General features: G+C 73.5%; 32 protein-coding genes and 1 pseudogene. 17 read left to right on the top strand and 16 right to left on the bottom strand.

Annotated elements, in window-relative coordinates:
- Positions 1-271: 271 nt before the first annotated feature.
- A complete protein-coding gene (locus ACIRPK_RS17110) occupies positions 272-661 on the top strand; it encodes a hypothetical protein (protein ID WP_403039143.1) in 390 nt (129 codons plus the stop codon).
- 82 nt (positions 662-743) lie between these two features.
- Positions 744-1,699 (top strand): annotated as a pseudogene (locus ACIRPK_RS17105) (amidase family protein); the annotation flags it as partial.
- Positions 1,700-1,814: 115 nt separating this feature from the next.
- On the opposite strand, the gene ACIRPK_RS17100 reads toward ACIRPK_RS17105, so the two are convergent.
- Positions 1,815-2,717: an NADP-dependent oxidoreductase gene (locus ACIRPK_RS17100; protein ID WP_403039140.1), complete on the bottom strand. Its 903-nt coding sequence runs from the start codon at positions 2,715-2,717 to the stop codon at positions 1,815-1,817.
- Between the two features lie 167 nt (positions 2,718-2,884).
- On the opposite strand from ACIRPK_RS17100, the gene ACIRPK_RS17095 reads away from it, so the two are divergent.
- The 3 genes from ACIRPK_RS17095 (at position 2,885) to ACIRPK_RS17085 (ending at position 5,163) form a co-directional block, all read left to right on the top strand.
- Positions 2,885-3,235, top strand: a complete 351-nt coding sequence (locus ACIRPK_RS17095; RefSeq protein WP_403039137.1) for an amphi-Trp domain-containing protein — start codon at positions 2,885-2,887, stop codon at positions 3,233-3,235.
- 60 nt (positions 3,236-3,295) lie between these two features.
- Entirely contained in the window at positions 3,296-4,636 is a 1,341-nt protein-coding gene (locus ACIRPK_RS17090; RefSeq protein ID WP_403039134.1) for a DUF2252 domain-containing protein, read from the top strand.
- Between the two features lie 62 nt (positions 4,637-4,698).
- On the top strand, positions 4,699-5,163 hold the full coding sequence (locus tag ACIRPK_RS17085; RefSeq protein WP_403039131.1) for a VOC family protein: 465 nt from the start codon (positions 4,699-4,701) through the stop codon (positions 5,161-5,163).
- Between the two features lie 269 nt (positions 5,164-5,432).
- Here the strand turns inward: ACIRPK_RS17085 and ACIRPK_RS17080 are convergent, their stop codons facing one another.
- From ACIRPK_RS17080 to ACIRPK_RS17060, 5 genes are all read right to left on the bottom strand, one after another.
- Positions 5,433-5,690, bottom strand: a complete 258-nt coding sequence (locus ACIRPK_RS17080) for a DUF4235 domain-containing protein (protein WP_403039128.1) — start codon at positions 5,688-5,690, stop codon at positions 5,433-5,435.
- 2 nt (positions 5,691-5,692) lie between these two features.
- Positions 5,693-6,148 (bottom strand): hypothetical protein, encoded by a 456-nt coding sequence (locus ACIRPK_RS17075; RefSeq protein ID WP_403039126.1) that lies wholly within the window; start codon positions 6,146-6,148, stop codon positions 5,693-5,695.
- Positions 6,149-6,315: 167 nt separating this feature from the next.
- Positions 6,316-7,119 (bottom strand): phosphatase PAP2 family protein, encoded by an 804-nt coding sequence (locus ACIRPK_RS17070; RefSeq protein WP_403039124.1) that lies wholly within the window; start codon positions 7,117-7,119, stop codon positions 6,316-6,318.
- Positions 7,120-7,129: 10 nt separating this feature from the next.
- Complete coding sequence (locus tag ACIRPK_RS17065) at positions 7,130-8,089, bottom strand: YihY/virulence factor BrkB family protein (RefSeq protein ID WP_403039121.1); 960 nt, start codon at positions 8,087-8,089, stop codon at positions 7,130-7,132.
- Positions 8,089-9,855: a diacylglycerol kinase family protein gene (locus ACIRPK_RS17060; protein ID WP_403039118.1), complete on the bottom strand. Its 1,767-nt coding sequence runs from the start codon at positions 9,853-9,855 to the stop codon at positions 8,089-8,091. Before ACIRPK_RS17060 ends, ACIRPK_RS17065 begins: the two co-directional genes overlap by 1 nt.
- Positions 9,856-10,064: 209 nt before the next feature.
- Between ACIRPK_RS17060 and ACIRPK_RS17055 the strand changes: the two genes are divergently transcribed.
- Both ACIRPK_RS17055 and ACIRPK_RS17050 read left to right on the top strand, forming a co-directional pair.
- Positions 10,065-10,355 (top strand): hypothetical protein, encoded by a 291-nt coding sequence (locus tag ACIRPK_RS17055; RefSeq protein ID WP_403039115.1) that lies wholly within the window; start codon positions 10,065-10,067, stop codon positions 10,353-10,355.
- Positions 10,356-10,527: 172 nt separating this feature from the next.
- Positions 10,528-11,235 carry a beta-glucanase gene (locus tag ACIRPK_RS17050; protein WP_403039113.1) on the top strand — a complete coding sequence of 236 codons (708 nt, stop codon included), beginning with the start codon at positions 10,528-10,530 and terminating at the stop codon, positions 11,233-11,235.
- A gap of 85 nt (positions 11,236-11,320) precedes the next feature.
- Here the strand turns inward: ACIRPK_RS17050 and ACIRPK_RS17045 are convergent, their stop codons facing one another.
- Complete coding sequence (locus ACIRPK_RS17045; RefSeq protein WP_403039110.1) at positions 11,321-11,692, bottom strand: hypothetical protein; 372 nt, start codon at positions 11,690-11,692, stop codon at positions 11,321-11,323.
- Positions 11,693-12,152: 460 nt separating this feature from the next.
- Positions 12,153-12,740 (bottom strand): hypothetical protein, encoded by a 588-nt coding sequence (locus ACIRPK_RS17040; protein ID WP_403039108.1) that lies wholly within the window; start codon positions 12,738-12,740, stop codon positions 12,153-12,155.
- Positions 12,741-13,018: 278 nt separating this feature from the next.
- Between ACIRPK_RS17040 and ACIRPK_RS17035 the strand changes: the two genes are divergently transcribed.
- On the top strand, positions 13,019-13,834 hold the full coding sequence (locus ACIRPK_RS17035; RefSeq protein WP_403039191.1) for a S1 family peptidase: 816 nt from the start codon (positions 13,019-13,021) through the stop codon (positions 13,832-13,834).
- Positions 13,835-13,936: 102 nt separating this feature from the next.
- Here ACIRPK_RS17035 and ACIRPK_RS17030 read toward each other — a convergent pair whose 3' ends face one another.
- Both ACIRPK_RS17030 and ACIRPK_RS17025 read right to left on the bottom strand, forming a co-directional pair.
- Positions 13,937-14,533 (bottom strand): S8 family serine peptidase, encoded by a 597-nt coding sequence (locus ACIRPK_RS17030; protein WP_403039188.1) that lies wholly within the window; start codon positions 14,531-14,533, stop codon positions 13,937-13,939.
- A gap of 69 nt (positions 14,534-14,602) precedes the next feature.
- Positions 14,603-15,010, bottom strand: coding sequence for a S8 family serine peptidase (locus ACIRPK_RS17025; RefSeq protein ID WP_403039105.1), 408 nt, complete (start codon positions 15,008-15,010; stop codon positions 14,603-14,605).
- Between the two features lie 320 nt (positions 15,011-15,330).
- Here ACIRPK_RS17025 and ACIRPK_RS17020 point away from each other — a divergent pair, with 320 nt between their 5' ends.
- Positions 15,331-16,242: a phytoene/squalene synthase family protein gene (locus ACIRPK_RS17020; RefSeq protein WP_403039102.1), complete on the top strand. Its 912-nt coding sequence runs from the start codon at positions 15,331-15,333 to the stop codon at positions 16,240-16,242.
- Between the two features lie 64 nt (positions 16,243-16,306).
- Here the strand turns inward: ACIRPK_RS17020 and ACIRPK_RS17015 are convergent, their stop codons facing one another.
- The 3 genes from ACIRPK_RS17015 to ACIRPK_RS17005 all read right to left on the bottom strand — a co-directional run bounded on the left by ACIRPK_RS17015 (position 16,307) and on the right by ACIRPK_RS17005 (position 18,408).
- Positions 16,307-17,488: a hypothetical protein gene (locus ACIRPK_RS17015; protein ID WP_403039100.1), complete on the bottom strand. Its 1,182-nt coding sequence runs from the start codon at positions 17,486-17,488 to the stop codon at positions 16,307-16,309.
- 41 nt (positions 17,489-17,529) lie between these two features.
- A complete protein-coding gene (locus tag ACIRPK_RS17010) occupies positions 17,530-18,060 on the bottom strand; it encodes a SigE family RNA polymerase sigma factor (RefSeq protein WP_403039097.1) in 531 nt (176 codons plus the stop codon).
- Between the two features lie 123 nt (positions 18,061-18,183).
- Complete coding sequence (locus ACIRPK_RS17005; RefSeq protein ID WP_403039094.1) at positions 18,184-18,408, bottom strand: hypothetical protein; 225 nt, start codon at positions 18,406-18,408, stop codon at positions 18,184-18,186.
- Between the two features lie 188 nt (positions 18,409-18,596).
- On the opposite strand from ACIRPK_RS17005, the gene ACIRPK_RS17000 reads away from it, so the two are divergent.
- Together ACIRPK_RS17000 and ACIRPK_RS16995 are read left to right on the top strand one after the other, a co-directional pair.
- Positions 18,597-19,352 carry a sugar isomerase domain-containing protein gene (locus tag ACIRPK_RS17000; protein ID WP_403039091.1) on the top strand — a complete coding sequence of 252 codons (756 nt, stop codon included), beginning with the start codon at positions 18,597-18,599 and terminating at the stop codon, positions 19,350-19,352.
- Entirely contained in the window at positions 19,349-20,296 is a 948-nt protein-coding gene (locus ACIRPK_RS16995) for an N-acetylglucosamine kinase (protein WP_403039089.1), read from the top strand. The genes ACIRPK_RS17000 and ACIRPK_RS16995 overlap by 4 nt, the downstream gene beginning before the upstream one ends.
- A 32-nt stretch (positions 20,297-20,328) precedes the next feature.
- Here ACIRPK_RS16995 and ACIRPK_RS16990 read toward each other — a convergent pair whose 3' ends face one another.
- Positions 20,329-20,730, bottom strand: coding sequence for a heme-binding protein (locus ACIRPK_RS16990; RefSeq protein WP_403039086.1), 402 nt, complete (start codon positions 20,728-20,730; stop codon positions 20,329-20,331).
- 150 nt (positions 20,731-20,880) lie between these two features.
- On the opposite strand from ACIRPK_RS16990, the gene ACIRPK_RS16985 reads away from it, so the two are divergent.
- Positions 20,881-21,720, top strand: coding sequence for a helix-turn-helix domain-containing protein (locus ACIRPK_RS16985; protein WP_403039084.1), 840 nt, complete (start codon positions 20,881-20,883; stop codon positions 21,718-21,720).
- A gap of 76 nt (positions 21,721-21,796) precedes the next feature.
- Here the strand turns inward: ACIRPK_RS16985 and ACIRPK_RS16980 are convergent, their stop codons facing one another.
- Positions 21,797-22,291 carry a peptidylprolyl isomerase gene (locus tag ACIRPK_RS16980; protein WP_403039082.1) on the bottom strand — a complete coding sequence of 165 codons (495 nt, stop codon included), beginning with the start codon at positions 22,289-22,291 and terminating at the stop codon, positions 21,797-21,799.
- 211 nt (positions 22,292-22,502) lie between these two features.
- On the opposite strand from ACIRPK_RS16980, the gene ACIRPK_RS16975 reads away from it, so the two are divergent.
- A complete protein-coding gene (locus tag ACIRPK_RS16975) occupies positions 22,503-23,417 on the top strand; it encodes an ACP S-malonyltransferase (RefSeq protein WP_403039079.1) in 915 nt (304 codons plus the stop codon).
- 38 nt (positions 23,418-23,455) lie between these two features.
- The gene (locus tag ACIRPK_RS16970) at positions 23,456-23,695 is read left to right on the top strand and encodes an acyl carrier protein (RefSeq protein WP_403039076.1); all 240 of its coding nucleotides are present in this window, start codon (positions 23,456-23,458) and stop codon (positions 23,693-23,695) included.
- Positions 23,696-23,716: 21 nt separating this feature from the next.
- Here the strand turns inward: ACIRPK_RS16970 and ACIRPK_RS16965 are convergent, their stop codons facing one another.
- Positions 23,717-24,343, bottom strand: coding sequence for a GNAT family N-acetyltransferase (locus ACIRPK_RS16965; RefSeq protein WP_403039073.1), 627 nt, complete (start codon positions 24,341-24,343; stop codon positions 23,717-23,719).
- A 169-nt stretch (positions 24,344-24,512) separates the two neighbouring features.
- Here ACIRPK_RS16965 and ACIRPK_RS16960 point away from each other — a divergent pair, with 169 nt between their 5' ends.
- The 3 genes from ACIRPK_RS16960 to ACIRPK_RS16950 all read left to right on the top strand — a co-directional run bounded on the left by ACIRPK_RS16960 (position 24,513) and on the right by ACIRPK_RS16950 (position 26,502).
- Positions 24,513-25,031, top strand: a complete 519-nt coding sequence (locus tag ACIRPK_RS16960) for a MarR family winged helix-turn-helix transcriptional regulator (protein ID WP_403039070.1) — start codon at positions 24,513-24,515, stop codon at positions 25,029-25,031.
- A 101-nt stretch (positions 25,032-25,132) separates the two neighbouring features.
- Complete coding sequence (locus tag ACIRPK_RS16955; RefSeq protein WP_403039067.1) at positions 25,133-25,609, top strand: hypothetical protein; 477 nt, start codon at positions 25,133-25,135, stop codon at positions 25,607-25,609.
- Positions 25,610-25,647: 38 nt separating this feature from the next.
- Positions 25,648-26,502: an SDR family oxidoreductase gene (locus ACIRPK_RS16950; RefSeq protein WP_403039064.1), complete on the top strand. Its 855-nt coding sequence runs from the start codon at positions 25,648-25,650 to the stop codon at positions 26,500-26,502.
- Positions 26,503-26,508: the final 6 nt, after the last annotated feature.

Raw genomic sequence — 26,508 nt, 5'->3', positions numbered from 1 at the left:
GCGGCCACCGGCCGCCAGGATGCCGCTGGTTCAACTGAATCGCCGTACAAGGGTGTTGGCCGATAGCGACCGGTCGTAGCCTTGCCGGGGTTCTCTATGTGGTGGCGCCGGCTGTACGGCGTCCGCACAACCATCAACAGCCCCGACAGCATCAGCGATGGAGTTCAGGTCAGACCGGAAACCACCAGCTCAGATCCGGGGTGCACCCTGCCGGCCATGCCGAAGGGAGAATCCGCAGTCGGTCGCGCCTCCGACGCAGTACCGTGAGCCGGTGGACGAGACGACAACCCCGACGGCGGGCATGACGATCAGCGTTCGGATGCGCCAGGACGTAGTGGTCGTCGATCCGGAGCGCTTGGTCACAGCGGCCCGCGCGGCGCTCCGCGAAACCGACCCTGAAATGACCGAGGAGAGGGCAGCCGAATTCATCGGCGATGTCTACGACGCCGTGTGGGCTCTGATGGACCGCTTCGGCCGACTCGCAGCCGACGTACCCGCAAGCACCGGACGCCCCGGACAACGGGTTCTGGACCGCCCGGACGGACTCTCCCCTGCGGGCGAACGGCAGCAGATCGTGCTGAACGATCCACTCCCCCTGCAGGACTACGGGTGCCTCATGCCCGAGGGGTACGACCCGTTCGCCATCCCGCCGGAGGCATGATGGCGTCCTCGCCCAACCAGCGGCGACACCGTCGGTGATCCCGCCGCGTGTCGCTGGCGATCCGGCGAACCCTCTGCCGCAGGGCGCACTGTCCATCGGCTCCGACATCGCCGGCTCGTTGCGCACCCCCGCACGCTTCTGCGGTGTCTACGCACACAAGCCGACCCTCGGGCTGGCGGCGAACCGCGGTATGACCCCGCGCCCGCGCCGGCCTTGCCGGTCGAACTTGACCTCGCCGTCGTCGGTCCGATGGCACGCAGCGCCCGTGACCTCACCCTCCTGCTCGACGTCATGGCCGGGCCGGACCCGCTGACGCACGGTTCGGCGTACGACCTGCGGCTGCCGCCGGCGCTCCACCAGGAGCTCCGCGACTTCCGAGTCCTTGTCGTCGAGGACCATCCGCTCATCGCGACCGGATCCGCCGTACGGGCGGGCGTCAACCGCGTGGCCGACGCGCTGGCCGACAGCGGCGCCCGCGTCGAACGGCACAGTGCACTGCTCCCCGACCTGCGCGAAGCCGCCATGCTCTCCATGCAGTTGCTCGCCTCGAGCTCCGTCATACGCTTTCCCGTCGAAGGCCGTGAGCAGGTGCAGGCCCGCATTGCCGAGGTGAGCCCGGACACCGAAACCCTCGGCATTGCGCGGCTGCGCGGCACGGTGCTCAGCCACAGCGACTGGCTCGAGACGAACGGCCGCCGCGAGCTCCACCGACACGGCTGGCGGCAGCTCTTCACCGAGTTCGACGTCGTGCTGTGCCCCGTCACCCCCACCCCGGCCTTTCCGCACGACCACCACCCCGATCCACTACAGCGCCGGATCGACGTCGACGGTGTCGCGTACCCGTACTTCGACCAACTCGTCTGGGCCGGCCTGGCCACCATGCCCGGCCTGCCCGCCACCGCCGTACCGGCGGGCCGGTCCCCCGAGGGCCTCCCGGTCGGAGTGCAGCTCATCGGTCCGATGTTCGAGGACCGCACCCCACTGCGGCTGGCCGAACTGCTCGAACAGAGGATCGGCGGCTTCCAGGCACCGAAGTAGCGCGTACCACCCGGGATCCCACCGGGCTTCGTGACCCAGGTGGCTCCTGAGGTCGCCGCCCTCGCGGACCGCCCTCTCGGCCGGCGGCCGGAGCCCCGGACGAGCAGCGGCCGACTCAGTCGACCAGCAGTACGAGCTTCCCGCGCAGACCGCCGGCCTCGCCCACGCGGTGCGCCTCGGCGATGTCGGCGAGCGGGAAGGTCCGTACGGTGGGCGGCAGGAACCGTCCCGCCTCGATCAGCGGCCCGATCTCCGTGAGCACGTACAGCGCCCGGCCGGTGTCCCCCCGGCTGAACCGGACGCCGTGGTCGCGGGCACCGGCGAAGTCGGCGATCGTCACCACGTTCGCCGGGGCGCCCGCCAACGCGATGAGTTCGGGCAGTACGCCGCTGCCCGCGACGTCGAGGGCCAGGTCGACCCCGCCGGGAGCGAGGGTGCGGACCCGGGCGGCCATGCCCTCGCCGTACGCGACGGGTTCGGCTCCGAGCGCGCGCAGGTGGTCGTGGTTGGCCGGTCCGGCCGTGCCGATCACCCGGGCTCCCCGGGCCACGGCGAGTTGGACCGCCGCGCTGCCGATGCTGCCCGAGGCGCCGTTGACCAGGAGCGTCGAGCCGGCCGTCACGCCGAGCTGGTCCAGGGACCGCGCGGCCGTCTCCAGTGCGGCGGGCAGCGCCGCAGCGGTGGCGAAGTCGAGGGCGGGCGGCAGGGGGACGTAGTGGTCGAGCACCGCCGACTCGGCCTGCGCCGCGCCTTCACCCGAGAGGCCGAAGACGCGGTCGCCCACGGCGACGTCCGACACACCGTCACCGAGCCGGTCGACGACGCCCGCCGCCTCGTGGCCCAGGGTCTGCGGAAGCTCCTGGTCCATCAGGCCCTGGCGCTTCTTCCAGTCGCTCGGGTTGACCCCGGCCGCGCGCACCACGATCCGGACCTGGCCCGGCCCGGGCTGCGGGTCGGCGAGTTCCACGATCTCCAGGACCTCGGGGCCACCGAAGCTGCTGAACCGAGCTGCCTTCATCGTCCGCTCCGGTCTCCGCCTCGGTCCGCCCCTCACCGGCACTGTAGACCACCGTCCTGCGGGACACGCCCCGGACCTGACGGACCGACCGATCGCGCCCGGGTGCCCGCCGCGCTGCCCGGACACAGAATGGGCCCTACCTGCTGTTCCGCCGCATCGGAGGCACCGTGAAGGACCTGAAGTTCGAGCAAGAGGGCACGCTCTCCCGCCTGGAGGTGGCCGACCGGCTCGCCGCACTGGCCGAGGCGCTGCGAAGCGGCGGCACCGCCGAGCTGGACCTGGGCTCGGGGAAGCTCACCCTGCGGGTCCCCGACGAACTCACCAGCGAGTTCGAGGTCGAGGTCGGCGACGGACACATCGAGCTGGAGATCGAACTCAAGTGGCCGACCACGCGGACCACCCGGACCACGCCGTCCACCCGGACAGCACCGACCCCGCCGCCCGCGCCAGCGGCCGCCGCACCCCGACGCCCGGCGGCCGCCACGAAGAAGACGGCCGCCCGGGGCAGGAAGAGCTGACCCGGAGCACCCACCACCCCACGAGCGACGAGTACGAGCGACGGACGACAGGAACGCCCCATGACCAGCCCAGCCGAGCGAGCACGCCGCGGCCGCGCCGCCCGAAGGACCGTCACCCGCTCGGCGCACGGCCGCTGGACTGCGGCCGCCGACCGGCCGGACCCGCTCGCCGTACTGGAGCGGCAGGGCTCCGACCGGGTCGCCGAGCTGCTGCCGATCCGGTACGGCCGGATGGCGGTGTCCCCGTTCACCTTCCTGCGCGGTGCGGCCGCCGTGATGGCCGCCGACCTGGCGGCCGTGCCGAACACCGGGCTGACCGTCCAGCTCTGCGGCGACGCGCACCTGCTGAACTTCGGCGTGTTCGCCTCCCCGGAACGGGCGTTGCTGTTCGACCTCAACGACTTCGACGAGACCCTGCCGGGGCCGTTCGAGTGGGACGTCAAGCGCCTCGCCGCCAGCGTCGCGGTGGCCGCCCGCGACAACGGGCACGGTGACGAGCAGGCCTGGCGGGCCGCCCGCGCGGCCGCCCGGGCCTACCGGCTCGCCGTCCGGCAGCTGGCCGAGCTGGGCGAACTCGCGGTCTGGTACGAGCGGATCGACGCCGAGCAGGTGCTCGACCTGATCCGCGACCCCAGGAACCGCCGCCGGGCCGAGGCCAACCTCGGCCGGGCCCGCCGCCGGACCAGCCTGCAGGCGCTCGGCAAGCTCACCGAGCGCCGGGACGGCCGCCAGCGCATCCTGCAGGACCCGCCGCTGCTGGAGGCGGTGAGCAGCACCGAGCTGCGGGCCGTCGGCAAGATCTTCAGCGAGTACCGCAGCACCCTCCCTGAGGAGCGCCGACTGCTCCTGGACCGGTTCAGCTTCGTCGACACGGCACGGAAGGTGGTCGGTGTGGGGAGTGTCGGCACCCGCTGCTTCATCATCCTGCTGACCGGCCGGGACGAGCAGGACCCGCTCTTCCTCCAGGTCAAGGAGGCCGGCCGGTCCGTCCTGGCGGACCACCTGCCGACAGGCGGCCACGAGCACCAGGGGCACCGGGTGGTCGCGGGGCAGCGGCTGATGCAGGCCGCCGGCGACATCTTCCTCGGCTGGATGACCGGGCCGAACGGCCGGCACTTCTACGGTCGCCAGCTCCGCGACATGAAGGGGTCGGCCGTCGTCGAGACCATGACCCCCGCCACCCTCCGCCAGTACGCCCGGCTGTGCGGCACCGCCCTGGCCCGCGCGCACGCCCGCTCCGGCGACCGGATCGCGATCGCCGGCTACCTCGGCGACACCGACACTTTCGACCGGGCGATCGCCGACTTCGCCCTGCACTACGCGGACCGGACCGTCGCCGACCACGCCGCCCTCACCGCAGCCGTCGCCGCCGGCTCCCTCGGCGCCACCTCCGGGATCTGACCCGCCGTCCGCCGGGCGCGGCGTCGGCAGCCCTGTCGGTGCGGGTCGGTAGGGTGCCGCCCATGACACCAACCCCGCTGCACTGGAAGCTCGTTGTCGACTCCCACGACCCGCACGCACAGGCCGGCTTCTGGGCCGCCGCGCTGCACTACACGGTCGAGGACCACAGCCCGCTGATCGGCAAACTGCTCGGCCTCGGCGCCATCCCGACCGATCTCGTCATCGAGCACGGCGACCGGCAGGCCTGGCGCGACGCCGCGGCGGTCCGGCACCCGGACGAGCCGTTCGACCCGGAGAGCGGCACTGGACTGGGTCGTCGGCTGCTCTTCAACCGGGTGCCGGAGTCGGAGAAGAAGACCGTCAAGAACCGCCTGCACATCGACCTGCACGGCCCGGCCGGCGAGCGGGACCAGGAGGTCGAGCGCCTGACCGCCCTCGGCGCGCAGGTCTTCCGCCACGTCAAGGAACCGGCCGGCGAGTGGACGGTCATGACGGACCCGGAGGGCAACGAGTTCTGCGTGCACTAGCCGGAGGTCTGCCCTGGGGTGGGTGGTCGGCAAGTGGGGCAGGTGGCGATCAGGTGGTGGAGGAGGCCCGGGGTCTGATGGAAGGTCAGGCCCTGTACGGGGCTCTCGGGTGAATGGCTGTTCGGTGAGGGACAGCTGGGCGGTGCTGACGGGAGATCCAGTACTTCACCGGCGCGGTCCCGACCGGCCCGGCCCCGGCGCACCCACCTCCGCCGGATGCCCGTGGGCACCGGGCGGAGTTCGTGGGCACCGGGCGCTCGGTCCGGCCGTCAGGCCGGTCGGCCGCCGGTCAGGCGGCGGGTGAGGATCGCACCGCCACGGTCCACGGTGGCCTTCACCGTCCCGAAGACGGCGCCCTGCACGGCGGCTGCCACCAGGATCGCCTGCCAGGTCCGGTGCTCGTCCGTGGCGTTGGGGGTGCCGTCACGGCTGACGAGCTTCCACGCCTGTTTGGACAGTGCCTTCGCCACCAGACCCGCGGTCGCCCCCAGGACCAACCCCACCGGCTTGTAGACGATCTTCGCCACTCTCACCGGCGTCCGTCGAGCAGACGGCGCAGCACGAGGGCGGTGAGGATCGCGGCGGTGGCCGCGACCAGGACGGGCTTGGGGTTGCTGCGGGCGGCCCTGGCGACGCGGCCGACCTGCACCTGGAGCTGCGACGGGGTGTGTTCGGTGGTGAGGTGCGCGAGATGTGCTGCGGTGTCGCGGGCCAGGGTGGCGGCCTGGTCGAGGTGTTCGCGGACAGCGGGGGTGTGGGCACTGTCGATCGCGTGGGTGACGGTGTCACGGACCAGGGTGGCGGCGTGTTCGGCGATCTCCTGGGCCTGGTGCTTGGCGGCGGTCACGGCGCGGACGGTAGCGTCGGTGTCATCGGTGAGGCCCTTCATGCTGTGGCTCAACTCCTCGCGGGTGCGGTCGGCTTGGGTGGTCAGCTCGTCGACGGACGGCGTGGTGGCGTCGTTCCCCGGTATCCCTGTCGTCATCGGTGGGCCACTCCTCAGGTCGTGATGGAGCCGACCCGCCCCTGATCCGGAGCGGGTGGCGTCCTTGTCACCTCCCGGCTACCCCGAACCGCGCCACCCACCCACCCCGCTCCCCCACCGATTTCGGCGGCCCCGACCGGGCGGCCCGGCCCGGGCCTGACGTACCGTCACCGCTGGCCGCGGGCAGGTGCCTCCGGCCCTTCGGATCCTGCGGTCGCCAGCTCCGGCTCCAGGCCCGCCGTCACCGGCGGCACGCCGCGGCCGGTCTCCCGGCGCCACGTGTCGAAGGTCCAGGCCGTCGCCGCCACCAGCCCTGCCCCGAGCAGCCAGCCGCCGAGCACGTCGCTGGCCCAGTGCACGCCCAGGGCGACCCGGGTGAAGCCCACGCCGAGGACGGACACCGCCGCCAGGGCTCGGGCGGCCCACCGGAGCCCCCGGGGGACCACCGGTTCCAGGACCAGCAGCAGCACCGCACAGGAGGTGGCCGCCGTCATCGCGTGCCCGGAGGGGAAGGAGTACCCGGGCGCGAGCGCCACGGGGTCGGGCAGGCTGGGGCGGACCCGGCCGACCACCAGTTTGACCAGGAGACCGGTGAGACCGGCCGCGATCTCGGTGGCCGCCGCCCACGCGGCCAGCCGCCACGCACGCCGGTAGAGCAGCCAGCCCACCGCCGCCGCGACCGCCAGCCGCATGGTGACCGGATCCCACACGCGGTCGCTCAGCAGGCGGATCACGGACAGCAGCGCCGGGTGCTCCAGCACCGTGGCGTGCAGCCGCTCTGCGGCCCCTCGGTCGAGCTCGGCCAGTGGCTGCCAGCCGGCCTCGATCAGCACCAGCAGGAGGCCGGCCGGCACCGAGGCGAGGGTGAACGCACCTGCCACCACCAGCAGCCGCCCGCCGAAGCGACGGTCGGCGGCACGCAGCGATCGGCGCGGAAGACGGCGGAGGAGGCATCGGATGTCGGTCTTCACGCTGCTGCTGCTACCCCCGTTCGGGCTGGTCAGCCCCCGGATCCGGGCTGACCGGCGTGCGCTGGCCGTTCCGGTCCGCCTCCAGCTGGGCCGCGAACGAGATCCCGAGCAGCAGGGCGATCGCCGTCAGGTAGGCCCAGACCAGGAGTGAGACGCCCGCGCTGAGGGGGCCGTACACGGCGTCGAAGGACCCGCTGATCCGCAGGTAGAGGCGGAGCAACCAGGTGGCGGCCATCCAGAGCACGAGGTGCACGGCGGCACCGAAGGCGAGCCAGCTGTAGCCCGGCTGCTTGCGACGCGGCGCCCGCCGGAAGATCACCACGGCGGAGAGCAGGGCCAGGCCGAAACCCAGCGGCCAGCGGAGCACCGTCCAGATGGTCGTCACCCCGGTGCCCGGTTGGTAGACGTCGGCCACCGAGGCGGCGATCTCCGGGCCGGCCACCAGGACCACGAAGCCCGCTCCCATCGGCAGCCCGGCCAGGACGGCCATCAGCACGCCCCGGCCGTACTTGCGATCCGCCGGGCGGTCCCGCTCGATGCCGTAGATGCGGTTCGCGCCGCGTTCGATCTGGCTCATCGCCGTGACCAGGTTGACCATCGAGAACACCAGGCCGAACCAGAGCGCCACGGAGCCGCCCGAACCGGCCCGCGTCCGGCTGCGGTCCAGCACCTCGCGGACCATGTCCGCGCTCGGGCCTGCGGTGAACCGCTCGATGGTGAGCTCCGCGACCTTCCCGATCCGCTCGGTGTGCATGACCTCGGAGAGGCCGATCACGGCGATGACGAACGGCACGACGGCCAGGACGGTCTGGAAGGCCAGGGCCCGCGCGTGACTGAAACCGTCGGCGTACCGGAAGCGGACCAGGGCGTCGCGGAACAGCGGCCAGCGCCCGTGCTTCCGCAGGGTCGCGACGGCATCGTCGGCGGACAGCTCCTCGCCCCGGCCGCGCACCCTCCGCGCGGTGCCCATCAGCCCGCCGCCCCGACCGGTCGGCCACCGGCCTCGGCCGCCGGGCGGTCTTCGGTACCCGGTGGCGACGCCATGCCCTCGGTCGGGTCGCCTCGGCGGCCGGCCGGGACCGGCGCGTGCACCAGCAGGGCGCCGGGCCGTACGGTCAGTTGCAGGCGCCGACCGTCCTCCACCGGCTCGCCGTCCAGCTCACGCGGGGTCCCGCGCTCGGCGACGAGCGTGATCCGGCGGCCACGGAAGTGCTCCAGGCTGCTCGCTCCGGCCGACCGCCCGTCCCGGTCGGGTCCGCCCGGCCGGGTCTCCCGCTCCGCCCGGCCCTGACGGCCGGTCACCAGCCGGAGTACGGCGCCGCACCAGCCCACCAGCCCCCGGGGCTGGAGCAGCACCAGGTCGAGCACACCGTCGTCCGGCTCCGCCTGCGGCAGCAGGCGTACGCCGCCCTGGAGCGAGCCGACGTTGCCCACCACGGCCATCGCGGCCCGGCGGTGGAAGGTGGCTCCGTCGTCGAGCGTGACGGCCAGCCGCATCCTCCGGTCCCGCAGGTGCCGGACGATGCCCACCCCGTAGGCGGCCCAGCCCAGGCGGCGCTTGAGGTCACGTCCGGTGTCCGCCATGACGGCCGCGTCCAGGCCGATCCCGGCCATCACGCCGACCAGGGTCGGCTCGATGCCGTCGCCCTCCGCCAGCGCCAGGTCGATCCGGCGCGGCGCGCCGTCGAGCGCGGCGGCCAGCGCACGGGCCGGCGAGGTCGGCAGGCCGAGGTTGCGGGCGAGCAGGTTGCCGGTGCCGCACGGGACGACGGCCAGCGCCGTCCTGGTCCCGGCGAGGGCCTGGGCGCAGGCGGTGACGGTGCCGTCGCCGCCGCAGACCACCAGCAGCGGGAAGCCGTCGGCCACCGCCCGGGCCGCGGCCGACCGCCCGAGGTCGTCCGGGTCGGTCTCGGCCAGCCGGGGCTCGCGGTAACCGTGCTCGGCCAGCACCACGAGGACGTCGTCGAGGACCTCCGGGCCGGCCACCGCGGGATTGGACACCACCATCACCCGCCGGTTCGCCGGCCCGCCCGTCCCTCCGCTCCTCGACGGGACCCGGCCGGGCGAGGCCGAGGCGGCCGGGTCCCGTCGGGGCCGCAGGAACGGGCTCAGCACCAGCAGAGCGGCGGCGCCGTTCAGCAACCCGGCCAGCACGTCGCTCGGATAGTGCATCCCCCGGTAGAGCCGGCTCACCGCGACCACCAGCGGTACCAGGCAGGCCAGCGCGCCGATCGGCACCCTCCACCGTCGGCCGTGCGCCGACCGCAGGAGGAGCACGGCCAGCGCCCCGTACAGGGCGGTCGCGGCGCCCACGTGCCCGGACGGGAAGCTGGAGGTGGGCAGCGCCCCGTCCAGCCGGACCACGTCGGGGCGGGCCCGGTCCACCAGGGCCGCCGCCGACACGAAGACGACGGCCTGGGCGAGCACCGCGCCGCCGAGGAACAGCGCCTCCCGCCACCGGCGCGGCCGGCCCGCGAGCACCAGGGCCAGCATCACCAGCGCGGTCACGGTGACGACGGCGGGCGTGAACGCGACCGCCGAGACCCATCCGGAGGCACGGTCCAGTGCCGGGGTCCGGTGCTCCGCCAGCCAGGTCACCACCGTCGACTCCCGGGGGTCCCAGAGGCCGAACGGCGGGTGCGTGACGAGGAGTCCGGCCAGCACCAGCAGGACGGCCTGGGCCGCCAGCGCCGGGAGTGTCCACCGGATGAAGGGTCTGCCCCCTGGTGTCATCATGCGGGACCGTGTGCCCCGGACCGGCGGCTTCACGCGGCCCCGTCCCCGGACGGCCCGTCAGCGGGGGCCGTGCCGCTCCCCTGCCGCGGGCGCAGCACGGGCAGCTCAGGGAGCGCCCCGGGGTCGGCCTGCGCATCAGTGACGAAAGACCACATCCGACGGGACTTTCCGCGCCCCGTCCGCCGAGCCGGGAGCACCAGGATGGTGCCATGAACCGCCGACCCCGCCTTCTCACGCTGGCCGCCCTCGCCCTCACCGTGGCAGCCGCCACCGGGTGCACGGCCGCCGAACGCGACGACACCGAGCCCGCCTCGGACCCCACCGCCGTCACCACCCTCACGGAACCGGCCGCCCGCCCTGCCGACGCCTCGACCCCGGAGCCGCGCGACCTTTCCCGCCAACTGGAACAGCAGGGCCGCGACACCGGCCGACAGGCAGAGCAGCAGGGCCGCGAAACCGGAGAACAGTGGCGCGACCACGGCGAGTCCCTGCGCCGCTGAGCACGCCCGCCAGGAGGGCGAGTCCGGGAGGGCGTGAGCGCGCGGCGACCCGTGCGGTCACGCCCCTGAGTGCGGGCGCTCGCACCTCCGCGCGCCGGTTGGCCGGGCGATCGGGGTACTGCTCGACGGGCATATCCGCGGTGACCCGATCATGCGAACCAAGGAGCGCCCGGTGACCGAATCGCTTCCGCCGAGTGGCCTGCCGGCCGGACCGACCGTGGTGTTCGACGCCCCGTTCTCCGATCGCAGGCAGTGGGCGGCCGGGGTCTCGTCCGCCTACCCGTCGAACGGCCTCAACCCGGCCGACAACAAGCTGGACCACCTGGTGCCCGGCTACGGGCCGGACGGGGACAGGTTCACGGCCGTCCGCGAGACCTCGCGCCGATGGCGGACCCCGCTGGTGACCACGGAGAACACCGAGGGCGGGTTCGAACTGCGGCCCGGTGACCGGCTGGAGGCGCAGTGCCTGCTGTCGGTCGCGCAGGGCGTCTGGCCGGCGATCTGGACCTGGGGCCGGGACGTCTCCCCCGGCCACCCGCAGCCGGGCCACGGCGAGGTGGACGTCTTCGAGTACCACGACGACCACCCGCGGATGCTGGAGCTGAGCAACCACGTCCGTCCCGGTGAACCTGTCTACCTGAACGGCCTGGTCACGCCCGGCAAGTGGCTTGCCGTCAGCTGCCTGTTCGGCACCGACTCGGTGGACTGGTCGGTGGACGGCCGCCAGGTCCACGCCGACGGCAAGGGCGTGGGCCCGACCTGGCGCGCCTGGCTCGTCGTCAACCTGTCCGTGGCCGACGGGCAGTGGGGCCACCGCCGACCTCGGGCGGACGCGCGGCAGCTGTCCTGGCGCTGCCGCGAGCTGCGGGTCCACCGCTGAGCGTGACCGGCCGCATCCGTCCTCCTACGCCGCCCCCGCCACAGTCGTCGGGGCCGTCCTCCTGCGGCCTCGCACAAGCGGCCGCTCACAGCCTTGACACGATCGCGCGGGCCAGCGTTTCGAGGTGGTCACGGATCTGGCTGGAGTGCTCGTCGGGGATTCCCGGGGCAAGGGGGTCGAACGCGTAGTTGACGGCGAAGTTGACCGAGCCCTTGCGCACGTACAGATGGCCACCGATCGAGGCTTCCTCGTACAGGGCCACGTCGCCCACTCCGGCCACCGGTGTGCCGGGCTTGGTGAGTCGGCTGACCTCGTAGGGCAGCAGGGTGACGAAGACGGTGCGGCCCTTGGCGGCGTTCACGTAGGTGCACTGCGTGAGGCCGGGAAGGGCGGTGTCGTCCCGGCTTCCCTTGGCCGGTTGGCCGAGGACCGCCCCGACCTCCTCCTCGGTCGCCATCGCGCAGACATCCGGCGCCGGTTTCGCGGGTTCGGCGTGCGCGGACCCGCCGGAGCTGGTTGCGCAGCCGCTCAGCGCGAACAAGACCACCAGGCTCAGAACTCCCGGCAAGAAGCCGTACCGTGCCGGCCTCCGGGAACGCGTCATGTCCGGCCCCTCTCGTCGATTCGGTCGTCGGGGCGTCGTCGACCCGAGGCACTCGGGGCGCAGCAGACACCGTTGCGGACAGTCATATGACGATGCGTCAACTTCCTTCGGCAGCCAGCCTAGTGCGGCCTTCGGGAAGGTATCCATGATTACGGTTCATTCCAGCTGCCCGTGACGGCGCACACGAGCCGGCAAGCGCATCCACCGGCCCGGTCCCGCCGGCCCGCGGAAGGGGCGGACGTCCGAGGAGAGGACCGCCGCGCCGGCCGTGGCCGGGGTGAGCGGCGGCGGCTGAGCACCTCCCGGCTGGTGGTTATCCTTCAGGTGGTGTCTGGTGGGTGTCCTGACCGCCGTAGCGCTTCCTGTCCCAGGCCACTTCCTCGGCGCTCACCGACGAAGAGATCTTGTACACATCTCCGAGACGATCGTCGCCGCGCCGACGTTGCCGCCACTGCGGGTGGGCCCGGTACGCCAGGACGGACACCTGCGAAGCGGGCTGCCAGTGCTGGGTGTAGTCCGGACCGTTCGCGTCCGGCACGTCCTCCAGGGGCAGGCCGCGCTTCCCCAGCAGTCGCTCCAGTTTGTCGAACCGGAGGTGCCGGTCGAAGCGCCCGTACCGGTCGCGAATCGCCTGGTTGACGATGCCGTCACCCCGGTACGACAGCCGATGCACCTGCAGCGTGAAGTGGTGCCCCTCCCAGGGGTGGTCCGGCGTCTCCCGCTGCCAGAAGAACTCGACCATTCCGTAGTCGCGCCACATGGTGTGGTCGTCACGGGAGTTCTCGGCGAAGTCGGGCCCCAGGACCACGGTGACCTGATCGGGGCTGTCCGTCGGCTTCGCACCAAGCACCGTTCCGGAGGCGACCACGTCCAGGTAGAACGCGAGGGAGTGCGGAGTCAACTTGTCTTCCTTGACGGGGCCGTTGGGTCGGAGGCGGCGGCGACCTCAGCATAGGCGACCAGGACGCACCGATTCACGGCCTGGCGGCGTCGAGGTACGGGTACATCGTCGGACGGGTGCCCAGAATGGGCGTGGGGCGGAAGGTGTAGCGGGCGACACCCTATGGGCGGGGCCAGCTCCACCCCGCTTCGGGCAGTTGGCCGGATGGTCCGGCGGACCCGGGACGAGCAGGCTGGACCCGTCCGGTTCTCCGTTGGAAGGAACACCCCTTGTTCAGAATGAAGTTGATGCCCCGCCGGGCGGCCCGAGCCACCGCCGTCCTCACCCTCACTGCGGCCGTCGGCGCCACGGTGCTGACCGGCAGCGCCGGCGCGATCGTCAACGGGTCGGATTCCACCGGGCGTTACCCGTTCATGGCCTCGATCCCGATGACCGTCCCGGGCGTGCTGGACGACGGGGTCTGCGGGGCGTCGCTGGTCGATCCGCAGTGGGTGCTGACGGCAGCTCACTGCGTGGCGGAGCCGGCGGCCGTACTGGACGGCACCGTCCGGATCGGGAGCAGGGCGCGGCAGTCCGGCGGCACCGTCCGGTCCATCGAGCGGACGGTGGTGCACCCGGGCTACCTGAACGGCGCGGGCGCAGCTGCCAACCGGGACGACGTCGCGCTGGTCCGGCTGGACCGTCCGGTCACCCAGCAGCCGATCCGGCTCGCGGACCGACCGGGGCGGCCCGGCACCCCGACCCGCCTGCTGGGCTTCGGCACCACCGTCGACATCACCGACCTGGGCGACGCGCGGTTCGCGGCCCGGCTCCAGGAGCTGGACTCCCGACGCGGCGCCGGCACCGAGTGCGCACCGGGCTGGGCCGCTCCGACCCGGCTCTGCACGATCAGCCGGGTGCCGCACGCGATGGCCTGCTTCGGCGACTCCGGCGGCCCCCAGCTCCAGTACGGCCGGGGCGGCCGCTGGGAGCTGGTGGGCGTCACCTCAGGCCCTGGCGCCCCGGGCCTGGCCTGTTCGGACGGCCCGGGACTCTACAGCAGCGTGCCTGCCTACGCGGACTGGATCCGACGGACCATCAGCACGAACGGCTGACCCGGCCGGCGGCCTCGCCGCGGCCCGTTCACGCCGGAGCGGCATCGGCCCGACCGCACACCGAGTGCGGCCGGGCCGATGCCCGAGCGGGGTGGGCCAGGCTCAGAGGCCGGCGGTGTACAGCAGCTCGTCGGGGCTGGTCTTGCTGACGGTCAGAACGTCCTTGGTGGACTCGGTCGCGAGCCACAGCGCGAGGCTCTCGGGGTCGGCGTCGGTGTGCGTGGCGAGGTAGAGGGCGACTGTGCCGACGACGTGCGGCGCACTGTAGGAGGAGCCGCTCACGGTCGCGCTGCCACCGCCGAGCTTCGCGGAGGTGACGGCCGCGCCCGGTGCACAGAGCGAGACGCACGTGCCGTAGTTGCTGAAGTCGGTCTCCTCGTCCCTGCGGTTGGTGGCGCCGACGGTGACGACCCGGCCGGCGTTGGCGGGGGAGGTGGAACAGGCGTCCACCGAGCTGTTGCCGTCGGCCACGACGGGCAGGACACCCGCCTTGGAGAGCGCGTTGGCGGCAGCGTTGAGCGCATCGTCCTTCGCCCCGCTGAGGGAGAGGTTGGCGATGGCGGGCTTCTTGGCGTTGGTGGCCACCCACTCCAGGCCCGCGATGAGCTGCGCGGAGGTGCCCGTGCCGTCGCAGCCCAGGACCCGGACGCTGACCAGGTTCACCTTGCGGGCGATGCCGTAGGTCTTGCCGCCGACGATGGCGGCGACGGCGGTGCCCTGGCCCTGGCAGTCCGCGCCTTCCTTCCCGTCGCCGACGGTGTCGGTGCCCTAGCTGGCGCGGCCTTCGAACTCGTCGTGGGCGTACTCGATGCCGGTGCCGATCAGGTAGGCGGTGACGCCCTCCCCGGTGCCGTTGACGGTGAAGGACTTGTCCGGCGGCAGCTGCTGCTGGTCGATGCGGTCAAGACCCCAACTCGTGGCCGTCTCGCGGGTCGCGGAGGCGGGCGTCGTGACGGCCGCCGGAGCGCTGACGACGCCGTTCTCCTCGACGGCGGCCACGCCGGGCAGCGCCCGGACCTGCGCCAGCTGGGCGGCGTCCAGCCGGGCGGAGAAGCCGTTGAGGACGTGGCGGTAGGTGTGCAGCGGCTCGACACCCTCGACCTCGGCCGCCACCCGGTCCGGGTCCAGGCCCTGGTCCAGCGTGACGATGTACTGGCCCGGCACCGCCGTCGCCATCCTGTGCAGCGGGGCTTGGACGGCCCGCTCGGCCGTCCCCTCCCGCTGCGGCGCCTTGCGCGGTGCACAGGGGAATCATCAGCAGAAGGGCGGCGGACGCGCAACGCGCGGACAATCGCATGGGTGACTCCGTTCACGGAAGACCGCCCCGGGGCAGGGACAGCCCCGCACACGACGGCCATGTGATGCATCGTCCGTTGGCACACGGACCTTGAGCCGGGAACCGGAAGAAATCGTTTCGGTTCCCGGAACACCCGGACGGACCGCCCGGCAGCCACCGGCTAGGCTCGGCGCCGGGAACGAGAGGATCGGTGGGCCGAGTGGGCAGGTGGGAACGGGCGTTGGACGCGGCCGGGGTGCACGACCCCGGGCTGCGGGCCGACTACGGCCGGCAGCGGCGGCAGGTCGCCGCGTACAAGCGGGAGGTGGCGCTGGCCACCGGACTGCTGCTGCCCGGAACGACGGTGCCGCACGTGATCGCCGCCGCCGCGTTCATGCACCGCACCGACACCCTGCTGGACAGCGGCCCGCCGGCCAACCGCAGGGAGGCGTCCGCCCGTTGGGCCCACGAGGTCTCCGAGGCTCTCGCCACCGGCCGCTCGGACGATCCGGAGATCCGCCCCCTGCTGCACACCGTCGGCGCGCACCCGGTGCTCCGCGACCGCGTGGCCGACTACCTCGGCGCAGCGGCCACGGATCTCGACTTCACCGGGTTCGCCACCGAGGAGGACTACCAGCGCTACGTGGACGGGTACTCGCTGCCGGCCTTCCTGGTGGTCGCCACCCTGCTCGGCCCGGACGGCGACCAGGCGGCCTTTCGGGCGGCCTGCCGGACGTTCATCGACGCGAGCCAGCGGCTGGACTTCGTCAACGACCTGGCCGAGGACCTGACGGACGGTCGGCTGACCATCCCTGCACAGACCCTGGAGCAGCACGGCGTCACCCGCGCCGACCTGGAGCACGCGCGCGCCGTGCCGCCCGTGCTGAACCTACTGGCCGACCAACTCGACCTGGTGGACCGCACCCTGGCCGAGGGAGCGGCGGTCGTCGACCTGGTGCCGGCCGCCCACCGGCCGATGGTGCGCTGCCTGGTCGGGGTGGACCGGCTCACCAGCGCCGCCGCCCGCGCCGCAGGCAGTGCGCTGCTGCGCGGGCCCGCGAGCCCGGCCAAGCCCGCCGCGCTGCGGCTGCTCGGCCGCGAGTACCTGCGGGCCCGGCGACACCTCGGGTGACGGATCGGGTGACGGATCGGGTGACGGATCGGGTGACGACATCTCCCGGCCGGAGCAGGGGTGTTCACCCCCGCCAGGTCGGCGAGGCCGCGATGGCCACCAGCTGGTCCATCGTCAGCACCTCCCGCCCGGACAGCGGCGGAACGTCCGGCCAGACACCCGGCGCGGTCTGGCCGACACTCACCCGCGTGCCGTCCGGGTGCAGCGCCTCGGCCGACCAGGAGAGCACCGGGCCGCTCTCGTCCGAGTCCGCCCGCGACTCGCGGCGGACCACCGAGGTCCCGTCGGCGGTGCGGATCAGGGTGCTCGGGTCGGCCCCCGCCTCGAACGCCTCCCGGGTGATCATCGCCTTGGGCTGCGCACCGAGGTTGAGCACCACCTGACGGTCCTGCCCGGTCAGCGTCAGCACGGTCTGGCCGTTGGCGAACCGGCCGTCGGGAGCCTTGGCCGTGACACCCGGCGGCAGCAGGGCGGTGGCGGTCGCGGCGATCCGGGCCGCCGGCAGGCCGGAGAACGCCTCCTTGGGGTACCTCGGGGTGGTCACCGCGCCGAACACCGGGTCCCAGGTGCTGCTGGTGACGATCCCGATCATCTGCGGCACGCCGACCGCGGAGTCGGTCCGCTCGCCGGCGGCGAGCGATGCCTCCAGGCGGATCCGCCGGCCGTCCGTCGTGGTGGCGGTCACCACCCACTGCCGGCGGACCGGGGCCTGTACCCAGCTGTCCTGCTCCACCACCAGGATCGTCCCGTCGGGGCGGACCGTACGCTCGCAGGTGCCGTGCTGAATGCCTGCCATGCACTCGGTGCCCGGGGTGTCCGCGTCGACCGGCAGCGCCACCCGTTCGGTGGTCAGACCGAGCTGGGTGGGCCCCTTGCCGTCGTCGAGGGTGAGGGCGATCTGCGCGATCTCCCCGAAGGGCTTGGCCTTCGTCACACCGGAGGCGCGCACCTCGGCGACCTGGCCGGGCGGCAGCAGCGCCCGTACGGTCTGCTCCATGAAGGCGGCGGAGATCGACGGGTCCTCGGAGGCGACGGTGGTGCCCCCGCCGGCGCCCGGCAGCACCGCGACGGCGGTCACCGTGCACAGGGCCAGGGCTGCCGCCCCGGCCAGTGCGGCGGCGCGGCGGCGACGGCGGATCGCCCGGCCCCGGGCGGCGGCGCCGGCGGCGAAGGCGGGCGGCGACGGCTGCGGGGCCAGGGCGGCCGCTCCGCGCAGGGCCTTGGCGAGATCGTCCTCGTGCGACATGGCGTGGCTCTCCTCGGGCTGGGGTCCGGGCGGCTGAGTCCTCACTTGACGGCCAGTTCTGCGAGTTCGGTGCCGAGCACGCTGCGCAGGCGCTCCAGCGCCCGTCCGCTGCGGGTGCGGATCGCGCCCGACCGCTGCCTGAGGATCGCGGCCGTCTCCTCCACGCTGCGGTCCTCCCAGAACCGGAGCACCAGCACCGCCCGGTCCTGGGGCGGGAGTTGGGCCAGCGCGTGCAGCAGCGTCAGCCGCAGCGCCGGGTCCCCTTCGCTGACCGGCGTCTCGGAGAAGGTGTCGGTGACGTGCTCACCGCTGCTCCGGCGCCGCTTGTGGGTCAGGAAGGTGTTGACCAGGGTCGTCTGCGCGTAGCCGACCGGGTTCTCCATCCGTGACACCGTGCGCCACCGGGCGAACATCCGGCCCAGGGTCTCCTGCGCCAGGTCCTCCGCGAGATGGGCGTCGCCGCCGGTCAGCAGGAAGGCCGTCCGCACCAGGTGCGGCCCGCGCCCGGCGGCGAACTCCAGGAAGTTCGCCGGCCCTTCGGGTGCCGGGTCGTGCTCCGTCGTGTCCTTCATGTCCTTCCAACGCGATGGGGGCGCGATCATGTCACAGCCCGCCGCCGGAAACCGGCCGAGCCCGGGCCGGCGCGTACAGCCGCCGTGCTGACGGGCCGTCGGTGTCCGGCGGCGGGCCTGGCGTCAGATCGCGGTACCGGAGCCCGGGTCGGAGAACGTCAGCCCGCCCACGGCGAGCGGCCGACGGGCCGGACGCGGCTCGTCGACCTCCTCGCCGGGCGGCTGCCGGAAGTCGGCACCCTGCTCGACGGGCGGCAGGTGCCGACCGGTGCTCGCGGCCGGGACGGGCGAGTCGGTGGCGGGTTCGGAGAATGCGGGCAGCCCGAGGCTGCGGCGGTCGGGGGTCATGTCGATCAGTGTGACAGGTCCACGGACAGACCCTGCCCCGGGCCTGCCGCGTCGAGCCACGGAATCCCCACGGGCCGGTCGGCGGGGCCTCCGGGCACCGTTCCGCATCCGGTCCAGACCACTCGTTGACAGTGGCCGGGCGCAGCCCAATAGTGGGGCAGCACAGCGAGCCCAACGAGGAGGTCCAGGTGCCCACACCGTCAGCGGCGGAGTACACGGCCGCGGTCCACGCAGCGATCGACCGGGTCGGCCAGGAACAGGCCGAAGGGGTGGCCAGGGCCGCCGAGTTGATCGCCTCGGCACTGGCGGCCGACGGAGTCGTGCAGGCCTTCGGCACCGGACACTCGGAGGCGCTCGCGATGGAGCTCGCGGGCCGGGCCGGCGGGCTGGTCCCCAGCAACCGGATCGCCCTGCGCGACGTGGTGCTGTACGGCGGCCGGCCCCTGGACGTGCTGAAGGGGCCCGAGTTGGAGCGCGGCACCGACTCCGCCGCCCTGCTGTTCGAACTCGCGGCACCGCACCCGGCCGACGTCTTCGTACTCGCCTCCAACTCCGGGGTGAACGGCTGCGTGGTCGAACTCGCCCGGCTGGCCAAGGAGAACGGCCACCCGGTGATCGTCATCACCTCGGCCGAGCACACCGCCCGGGTCCAGCCCAAGCACCCGTCCGGCCTGCGGCTGCGCGACCTGGCCGACGTCGCGCTGGACAACGGGGCGCCGTTCGGCGACGCCGTGCTGCCGATGAAGAGCGGTGGTCTGGCCTGCGGCATCTCCTCGATCACCGCCGCGCTGCTCGCCCAGCAGATCGTCGCCGAGGTGATCGCACGGATCGAGGCCGCCGGCGGCGTCCCGCCGGTCTACCTGTCGGCCAACATCCCCGGCGGCGACGAGCACAATCGGGTGCTGGAGGCCCGGTACGCCGGCCGGATCCGCCGTACCGCATGACCGGCGGGCCGCTCGTGCTCGGCCTGGACGTCGGCGGCACCACCAGCCGGGTGCTGCTCGCCGATCTGGACGGCCGGGTGCTCGCCACGGCCACCGGTGCGGGCGGCAATCCGGTCTCGCACGGTGGGGCGACCGCCGCCCGGCACGTCCTGGCCGCCCTGCGCACCGCCCTGACCGGGGTCGATCCGGCCAGGGTCACCGCCGGGGTGATCGGCCTGGCGGGCGGTCGGATCGTGGGCCCGACGCTCGATCAGGTCTGGCCCGCCGCCGGGCTCCTGACCACTCCGCATTTGGTCAGCGACCTTGAACTCGCTTACGCCGCAGGCACGGCGGGCCCGGCCGGGTCGGTGCTGCTCAGCGGCACCGGGGCGGCCGCGGCCCAGTGCCGGGACTTCGAACCCGTCCGGGTCGCCGACGGCCACGGCTGGCTGCTCGGCGACCGGGGTTCCGGCTTCTGGCTCGGCCGGGCGGCGGTCGCGGCCGCCCTCGCCGCCAACGACCGGGGCGAACTCGACGGCCTCGCCGCCCGGGTGGTCGCCGCCCTCGCCGGGCCGCTCCCGGCCGGGCCCGGGGCCCGCGCCGCCGTGATCTCCGCCGTCCACACCGACGCCCCCGTCCGGCTGGCCAGGCTCGCCCCGCTCGTCCTGGCCGCCGCCGCGGCAGGCGACCCGGCGGCCCGGCGGCTGGTCGAGCGGGCGGCCGACCACCTGCTCGACTCGCTCACCACCGTCCGCCCGGCGGATTCGGCCCTCCCCGTGGTGCTGGCCGGCGGCGTGCTCTCGCCCGGCTCCCCGCTCAGCGCCGAGGTCCGCGCCCGGATCACCGCCCGCTGGCCCGACGCACCGCTCTCCCACACCGGCAACACGGCCGGCGCCGCCGCCTGGCTGGCCGCCCGTCGGCTCGGCCGCACCGACGGGGCGCTGCACGCCCGCCTGACGGCCTGAGCCGGCCGGCGCCCGACGGGCCGTCCGTCCGTTCAGAGGGCTGCCAGACCCGCCTGCGCCACCTGGACGTCCTGGTCGCCCGTACCACCGGAGACGCCGACGGCACCCAGCACCCGGCCCGCCGCGTCGGTGATCGGGAGTCCGCCGCCGAACGAGACCAGCCCGCCGTTGCTCCACTCGATGCCGTACGCCGGCCCGCCCGGCTGGGAGACCGCGCCGAGCACCGAGGTGGGCATCCGGAACAGGACGGAGGTCTTGGCCTTCTTCAGTGCCAGGTCGATCGACCCGAGCCACGCGTCGTCCATCCGGCAGAAGTGCAGCAGGTGGCCACCCGCGTCGACCACCGCGATGTTCATCGCCGTCCCGATCCCGGCGGCAGCGTGCCGTCCGGCAGCGGCGATGCGGGCGGCGGATTCGAGCGTGAGCACGGTCATGGGGAACCTCCGGTGCAGTGGTGGGGTGGACGTCCACCAGCCTCCCGGCCCGGGGCGGGCGCAACCAGGGCCCTCGGGTAGCCGGGTACCGCGTTCCTGGGGTCGACCGCCCCAGGAACGCGCCGTGCGACCGGTGCCAGACTGGCCCGGATGAGCGAACTCGGAGACTTCCTGAAGGCCAGGCGGGCGGCGATCACACCCGAAGAGGTGGGCCTGCCGCCGATCGGCAATCCCCGACGCGTCAAGGGCCTGCGCCGGGAGGAGGTCGCCCAGCTGGCCGCCCTGAGCGTCGACCACTACACCCGGCTCGAACAGGGCCGGGTGACCGCGACCTCCGAGAACGTCCTGGCGGGCCTCGCCCGTGCCCTGCGGCTCACCGCCGACGAGCACACGTACGCGCGCACGCTGGCCCGGAGCCGCCCCGCCCGCCGCTCCCCCGCCGCCGCCCGGGTCGCCGGTCCCGTGCAGGACCTGCTGGACGCGCTCACCCACACCCCGGCCCTGGTTCTCGGCCGCCGCACCGACATCCTCGCCTGGAACAGCGCCGCGGCCGCGCTGTTCGTCGACTTCGCCGCCCTGCGGCCCGGGCACCGCAACCTGGTCCGGCTGCTGTTCCTCGAACCACGGATGCGCGCGCTCTACACCGACTGGCCGGCCGTCGCCGCCGAGGCCGTGGCCAGCCTGCGGATGGACGCCGTCCACGCCACCGGCGACGCCCGGCTGGCCGAGCTCGTCGGGGAGCTCTCGCTCCGGGACGACGACTTCCGGCGCTGGTGGGGCGGCCACGCCGTACGGGCCGCGGGCAGCGGCCGCAAACACCTCCGGCACCCGGTGGTCGGCGCGATCGCGCTCGACTGGCAGGCCATGCGGCTGGGCGCCGCCCCCGACCAGACCCTCGTCACCTACACGGCGCCCGCCGGCGGTCCGGACCACGACGCGCTGCGCATCCTGACCTCCTGGTCCACCGACCCGACGCGGCTCGACGGCTGACCGGGGACGGACCAACGCGACCGGCCCCGGGCGTTGCCCGGGGCCGGTCGCAGGTGCGTTGCTGCGGGGGTTCCGGTCAGGCCTCGACGACGCCGGACGCGGCGATCTCGATCTTGGCCTTGGTGGCACCCGACTGCGAGCCGAGGGACTCGATCTTGTCGACGATCTCCTGGCCCTCGACGACCTCGCCGAAGACGACGTGCTTGCCGTCGAGCCACGAGGTGACGACGGTGGTGATGAAGAACTGCGAGCCGTTGGTGTTGCGGCCGGCGTTCGCCATCGACAGCAGGTACGGGCGGTCGTGCTTCAGGTCGAAGTTCTCGTCGGCGAACTTCTCGCCGTAGATGCTCTTGCCACCCGTGCCGTTGTGGTTGGTGAAGTCACCGCCCTGCAGCATGAACTCCGGGATCACGCGGTGGAAGCCGGAGCCGGCGTAGCCGAAGCCGTTCTGGCCGGTGGCCAGCTCACGGAAGTTCTGGGCGGTCTTCGGGACGACCTCGTCGAAGAGGTTGAAGACGATGCGGCCCGCAGGCGCGCCATCAATGGTGATGTCGAAGTAGGCGTTGCTCATGGGTTCGATTCTGTCATCCCCGGTGCACTGCTCCGGCCACCGCCGCCGGACACCGGAACGTGCGGCCCGCCGTGTCCAACGGGGCTGACCGGGCACCCCCGCGCCTGCAACACCCCGGGCACGTTCAACAGAACTGGGACGGAGAGTGGTTGTGCGCGCCTCCCGGGGTGTCGGTTAATCGAGTGGTACCCCATCGGCCCCTGGAGCCCAGATGCGTACCCTCCATCTCTTTCCCGGCCAGGGCGACTTCGAGCTCCGCGTGCTGCGCGACTGGCTCGCCACCCGCTCCACCGCCCGCGACCTCGCCGCCGAGGTGTTCGCCGCCGTCGACCGGGCCGCCGCCGAGGCCGGCCTGCCGGCCATCGGCCCGATAGCACTCGGCACCGAGCCACCCGACGGCCGCGAGTCGGTCGACGGCCCGCCCGGTGCCCATCAGCTGGCCCTGTTCGGCGCCTGTCTGACCGTCCACCGCGCGGCCGCCGCGAGCGGCCGGGCACCGGACCGGCTGCTCGGGGTGAGCTTCGGCGAGGTCGGCGCGCTGACCGCCGCCGGGGTCTTCGAGCTGACCGACGGGGCCCGGATCGCGGCCGAGGTGGGCCGGCTGCTCCCCCGCGACGGCGGCCTGACCTGGATCGGGGCGGGCGAGGCCGCCGTACGGGAGTTCCTGGACGAGCCCGACGTGGCGATCGCCTGCGTCAACTCCCGCACCGAGTGCATCCTGGCCGGCCCCGTCCCCGCCCTGGAACGGGTGGCCAAGCTGGCCACCGCCCACGGCCTCCCCGCCGTCCGCGTCCAGGTCCCGTTCTACGCCCACCACCCCGCCCTGATTCCGGCCGCCGCCACCCTGGCGGCCTTCGTCCGCGACCTCCCGTGCCACCCGCCGAACCTGCCGGTGTACTCGGCCGCCCACCTGCGCACCTACCAACACCCCTCCGCCGTACCGGAGTTGCTGGGAGAGTGCCTGACCCGTCCGGTACGCCTGCCGAAGGCGCTGCGGCTGGCCTCCGGCAACCGTCCGGCAGTGCTGCTGGAGGCCGGCACCGGCAGCGCGCTCGGCCGCAGTGCCCGTCAGGTGCTCCCGACGGCCACCGTCCTGTCACTGCCCGACCTGGGCAGCACCCCGTGATCCCGCCCCGCACGCCCGCTCACCTCGGAGGTAGCCCCGTGAACGCCGTCTACGAACACCTCACCCTCCTGCTGACCGAGAAGTTCGAAGTCCCCGCACCCGAGATCCGCCCCGACGCCACCCTCACCGACCTCGACCTCGACTCGCTGGCCGTCGCCGAGCTCTTCCTCACCCTCCAGGAACACTGGAGCGTCCCCCTCGAGGACGACAGCACCGCCGCCGCCCTCACCCTCACCGAGGTCACCGACCGCATCACCACCATGCGCCTCGCCGACTGACCGCCTGTCAAGCTGTCCGGCTCAGCGGGCGGCGTCCGACGGCTCGTACCAGAGGCTCGCCATCGGGGAGCGCACGGTCCAGCCCAGCGCGGTGTAGAGCGCCCGGCCCTCGGGCGTGCCGACCAGCAGGCCGGTCCGCGCACCGGCCTCGTACGCGGTGCCCTGCAACGTGCGCATCACCAGTCCGCCGAGGCCCTTGCGCCGGCGCTCGGGGGCGGTCTCGACCTGGTCGACCACGGCATGGTCGCCCACCCGGGCGGTCTGCCCACGGGCGGCGAAGTGCCCGGCCCGCGTTCGGACCAGCACGCGGCTGACGCCGCCCCGGGTCCAGCTGGTGAGCGTGTAGCCGACCGGTACCTCGGGATGCTCCGGGGCCAGCCGGCAGGTCATCAGGAAGCCGGGAAGGTCGCGCCGCCAGCCCGGCCCGACCCAGGGCAGCACCGCCTCGTCCTCGGCGAACAGCTTCAACCACGTCCAGGGTGCGCTCGTCGCAGCGACGATCTTGCGCACCTCGGCCTCGGAGGGCTCCGGCAGCACGTGCCGGGCGACGTGCCGGGGCTGCCCGACGTCGATCGTCCACCCCCACGGCTGGTCGATCGGGTCCGAGCCGCCCCGGGAGACGACCCAGCCCTCGATCCACCTCCGCACGAGCTCATTGATCCCGGTGTCCGGCATCGCCGCCCGCCCCTTCTCCCTGGTAAGAGATGTAAGTAAACTCTGCACCTTACGCGAGGGGGCCAGGCCCCGGCCACGGATTTCCGGGACCGCTCACCCCGGCGCCTTGACAGCCGAGGTAGTTAGGCGCCATATTATCTACATGACGAGGAGCGGGGACGACGGCGAGACGCCCACACTGGAGCAGGCCCGGCAACAGGTCGAGCACTACGGCCTGACCGTCGATCCGCAGGCGGTGCTGGTCGCGGTGCGGCTGATCTCGGCCGGCGCGCGGGTCGGCAGGGCGGCCGAGGCGCACTTCGCCAGGTTCGGCCTCTCGACCGGACGCTACCGCCTGCTCGCGGTCCTCGAGGCGCACGGCGGGGAGAAGTCCCCTTCGAGCCTTGCGGTCGACCTCGACGTCTCCCGCGCCACCATCACCGGCCTGCTGGACAGCCTCGAACGCGAGGGACTGATCGCCCGGCGGCCGTCCACCGAGGACGGGCGGGGCACGGTGGCCATCCTGACCGCGCGCGGTGCGCAGCGCCTGCGCGACATGGCACCCGAGCACTTCGGGCGCCTGGAGTCGATGGTGGGTGGGCTCAGCACCCGGGAGCGCACCGTGTTCCTCGACCTGCTCGCCCGCGTCGTCCAGGGCAGCGCCGCCCTGACCGCCGACTGATCCGACCCCGGCCCGCCCGGCCCCGCCCGCTGGGCAGGGCCTTTTTTACGACGCAGTAGTTAGCCAGCTAATTATCTCGCCCGCACGAGAAAGAGGCCCGCATGACCGCAACGAAGGAAACCGTCGGCCGACGCCGGGCCGCCACCCGGCCACCCCGGCGGTTCGTCCTCTGGCGCGAAGTACTGACCGCCTACGCCGCCCCCGCACTGATGGCCGGCACCGCCGGAATCCTCACCGGACAGCCCGACCTCGCCGTGGCGGCCGTCACCTCGATCGCCGGCACCTCCGCCGTGGTGGCGCTCCTGATCGGCGCCTGGCTGCACCGCGGCGGCCGGCCGCGCCGGTGGACCGTAGCCGTCCCGCGCATCGTCCTGACCGCCGTCCTGCTCGTCGCCGCCGTCGGCGCGGCCGGACTGCTGGGCTGGTTCTCCGCCCAGTGGCTGCCCTCCCACACCGCGATACCAGGCGCGGCCTGGCTGGACCGCCTGCGCATCGACCTGCCGGTGTCGGCGGCCCTCGCCACCACCATCGTCAGCCTGCGCTGGCGGAGCACCGCCACCGCCACCCACCAGCCGTAGCACCCACCAGGAGACGAGGAAACCCGATGATCGTTGTCATGGGAGCGACCGGAACCACCGGAAACGCCCTGCTCCACAGCCTGCTCGCCCTCGGCGAGCCCGTCCGCGCACTGACCCGCACCCCGGAACGGCCGCTGCCCGGCCTCACCGGCGCGCACCGCTTTCCGGTCGAGGTCCAGTACGCGGACGCCACCGACCCCGACTCGCTGCGCACCGCCTTCAAGGGCGCGAGCCGGCTCTTCCTCGCCATGGCCAACAGCCCCGCCCAGGTGGAACTCGAGACCCGCGTCATCGACATCGCCGCCGACGCGGGCATCGGACACCTCGTCAAGGTCTCGGCCCCCGCCGCCGAACCCGACTCCCCGGTGGCGATCTCCCGAGGACACCACGCCATCGAGGAACACCTCCGGGCCACCGGGCTCACCCACACCGTCCTGCGTCCGTACGCGTTCATGCAGAACCTGCTGCGGCTCGCCCCCGGCGTCGCCCAGGGCGTCGTCCTCGGGACCATGGGCGACGCCTCCTGCACCTACGTCGACTCCCGCGACATCGGCGACATCGCCGCCGCCGTTCTCACCCGGCCCGAACTCGCCGGCCGCACCTACACCTTGACGGGCCCCGAAGCCGTCTCCCACCCCGAACTCGCCGCCCGACTGTCCGTCCTGACCGGCCGTGAGATCCGCTACGTCCACCTCACCCCGGACGAGCTGCGCGACCACCTCGTCCACCGGGTCCGGATGCCCGGCTGGCTCGCCGAACACGTCACGGAGATCGAGCAACTCGCCATCGCCCGCCCCGACACCCCGACCCCCACCGTCGGCGACCTCCTCGGCCGACCGCCGCGCACCCTCGACGCCTTCCTGCAGGAACACCGCAACCACTACCGCGGCTGACCCGAC

The organism is Kitasatospora sp. NPDC101801 (genome assembly GCF_044766665.1).
GTDB lineage: Bacteria > Actinomycetota > Actinomycetes > Streptomycetales > Streptomycetaceae > Kitasatospora.
This window is presented reverse-complemented; position numbering and strand designations above follow the sequence as displayed.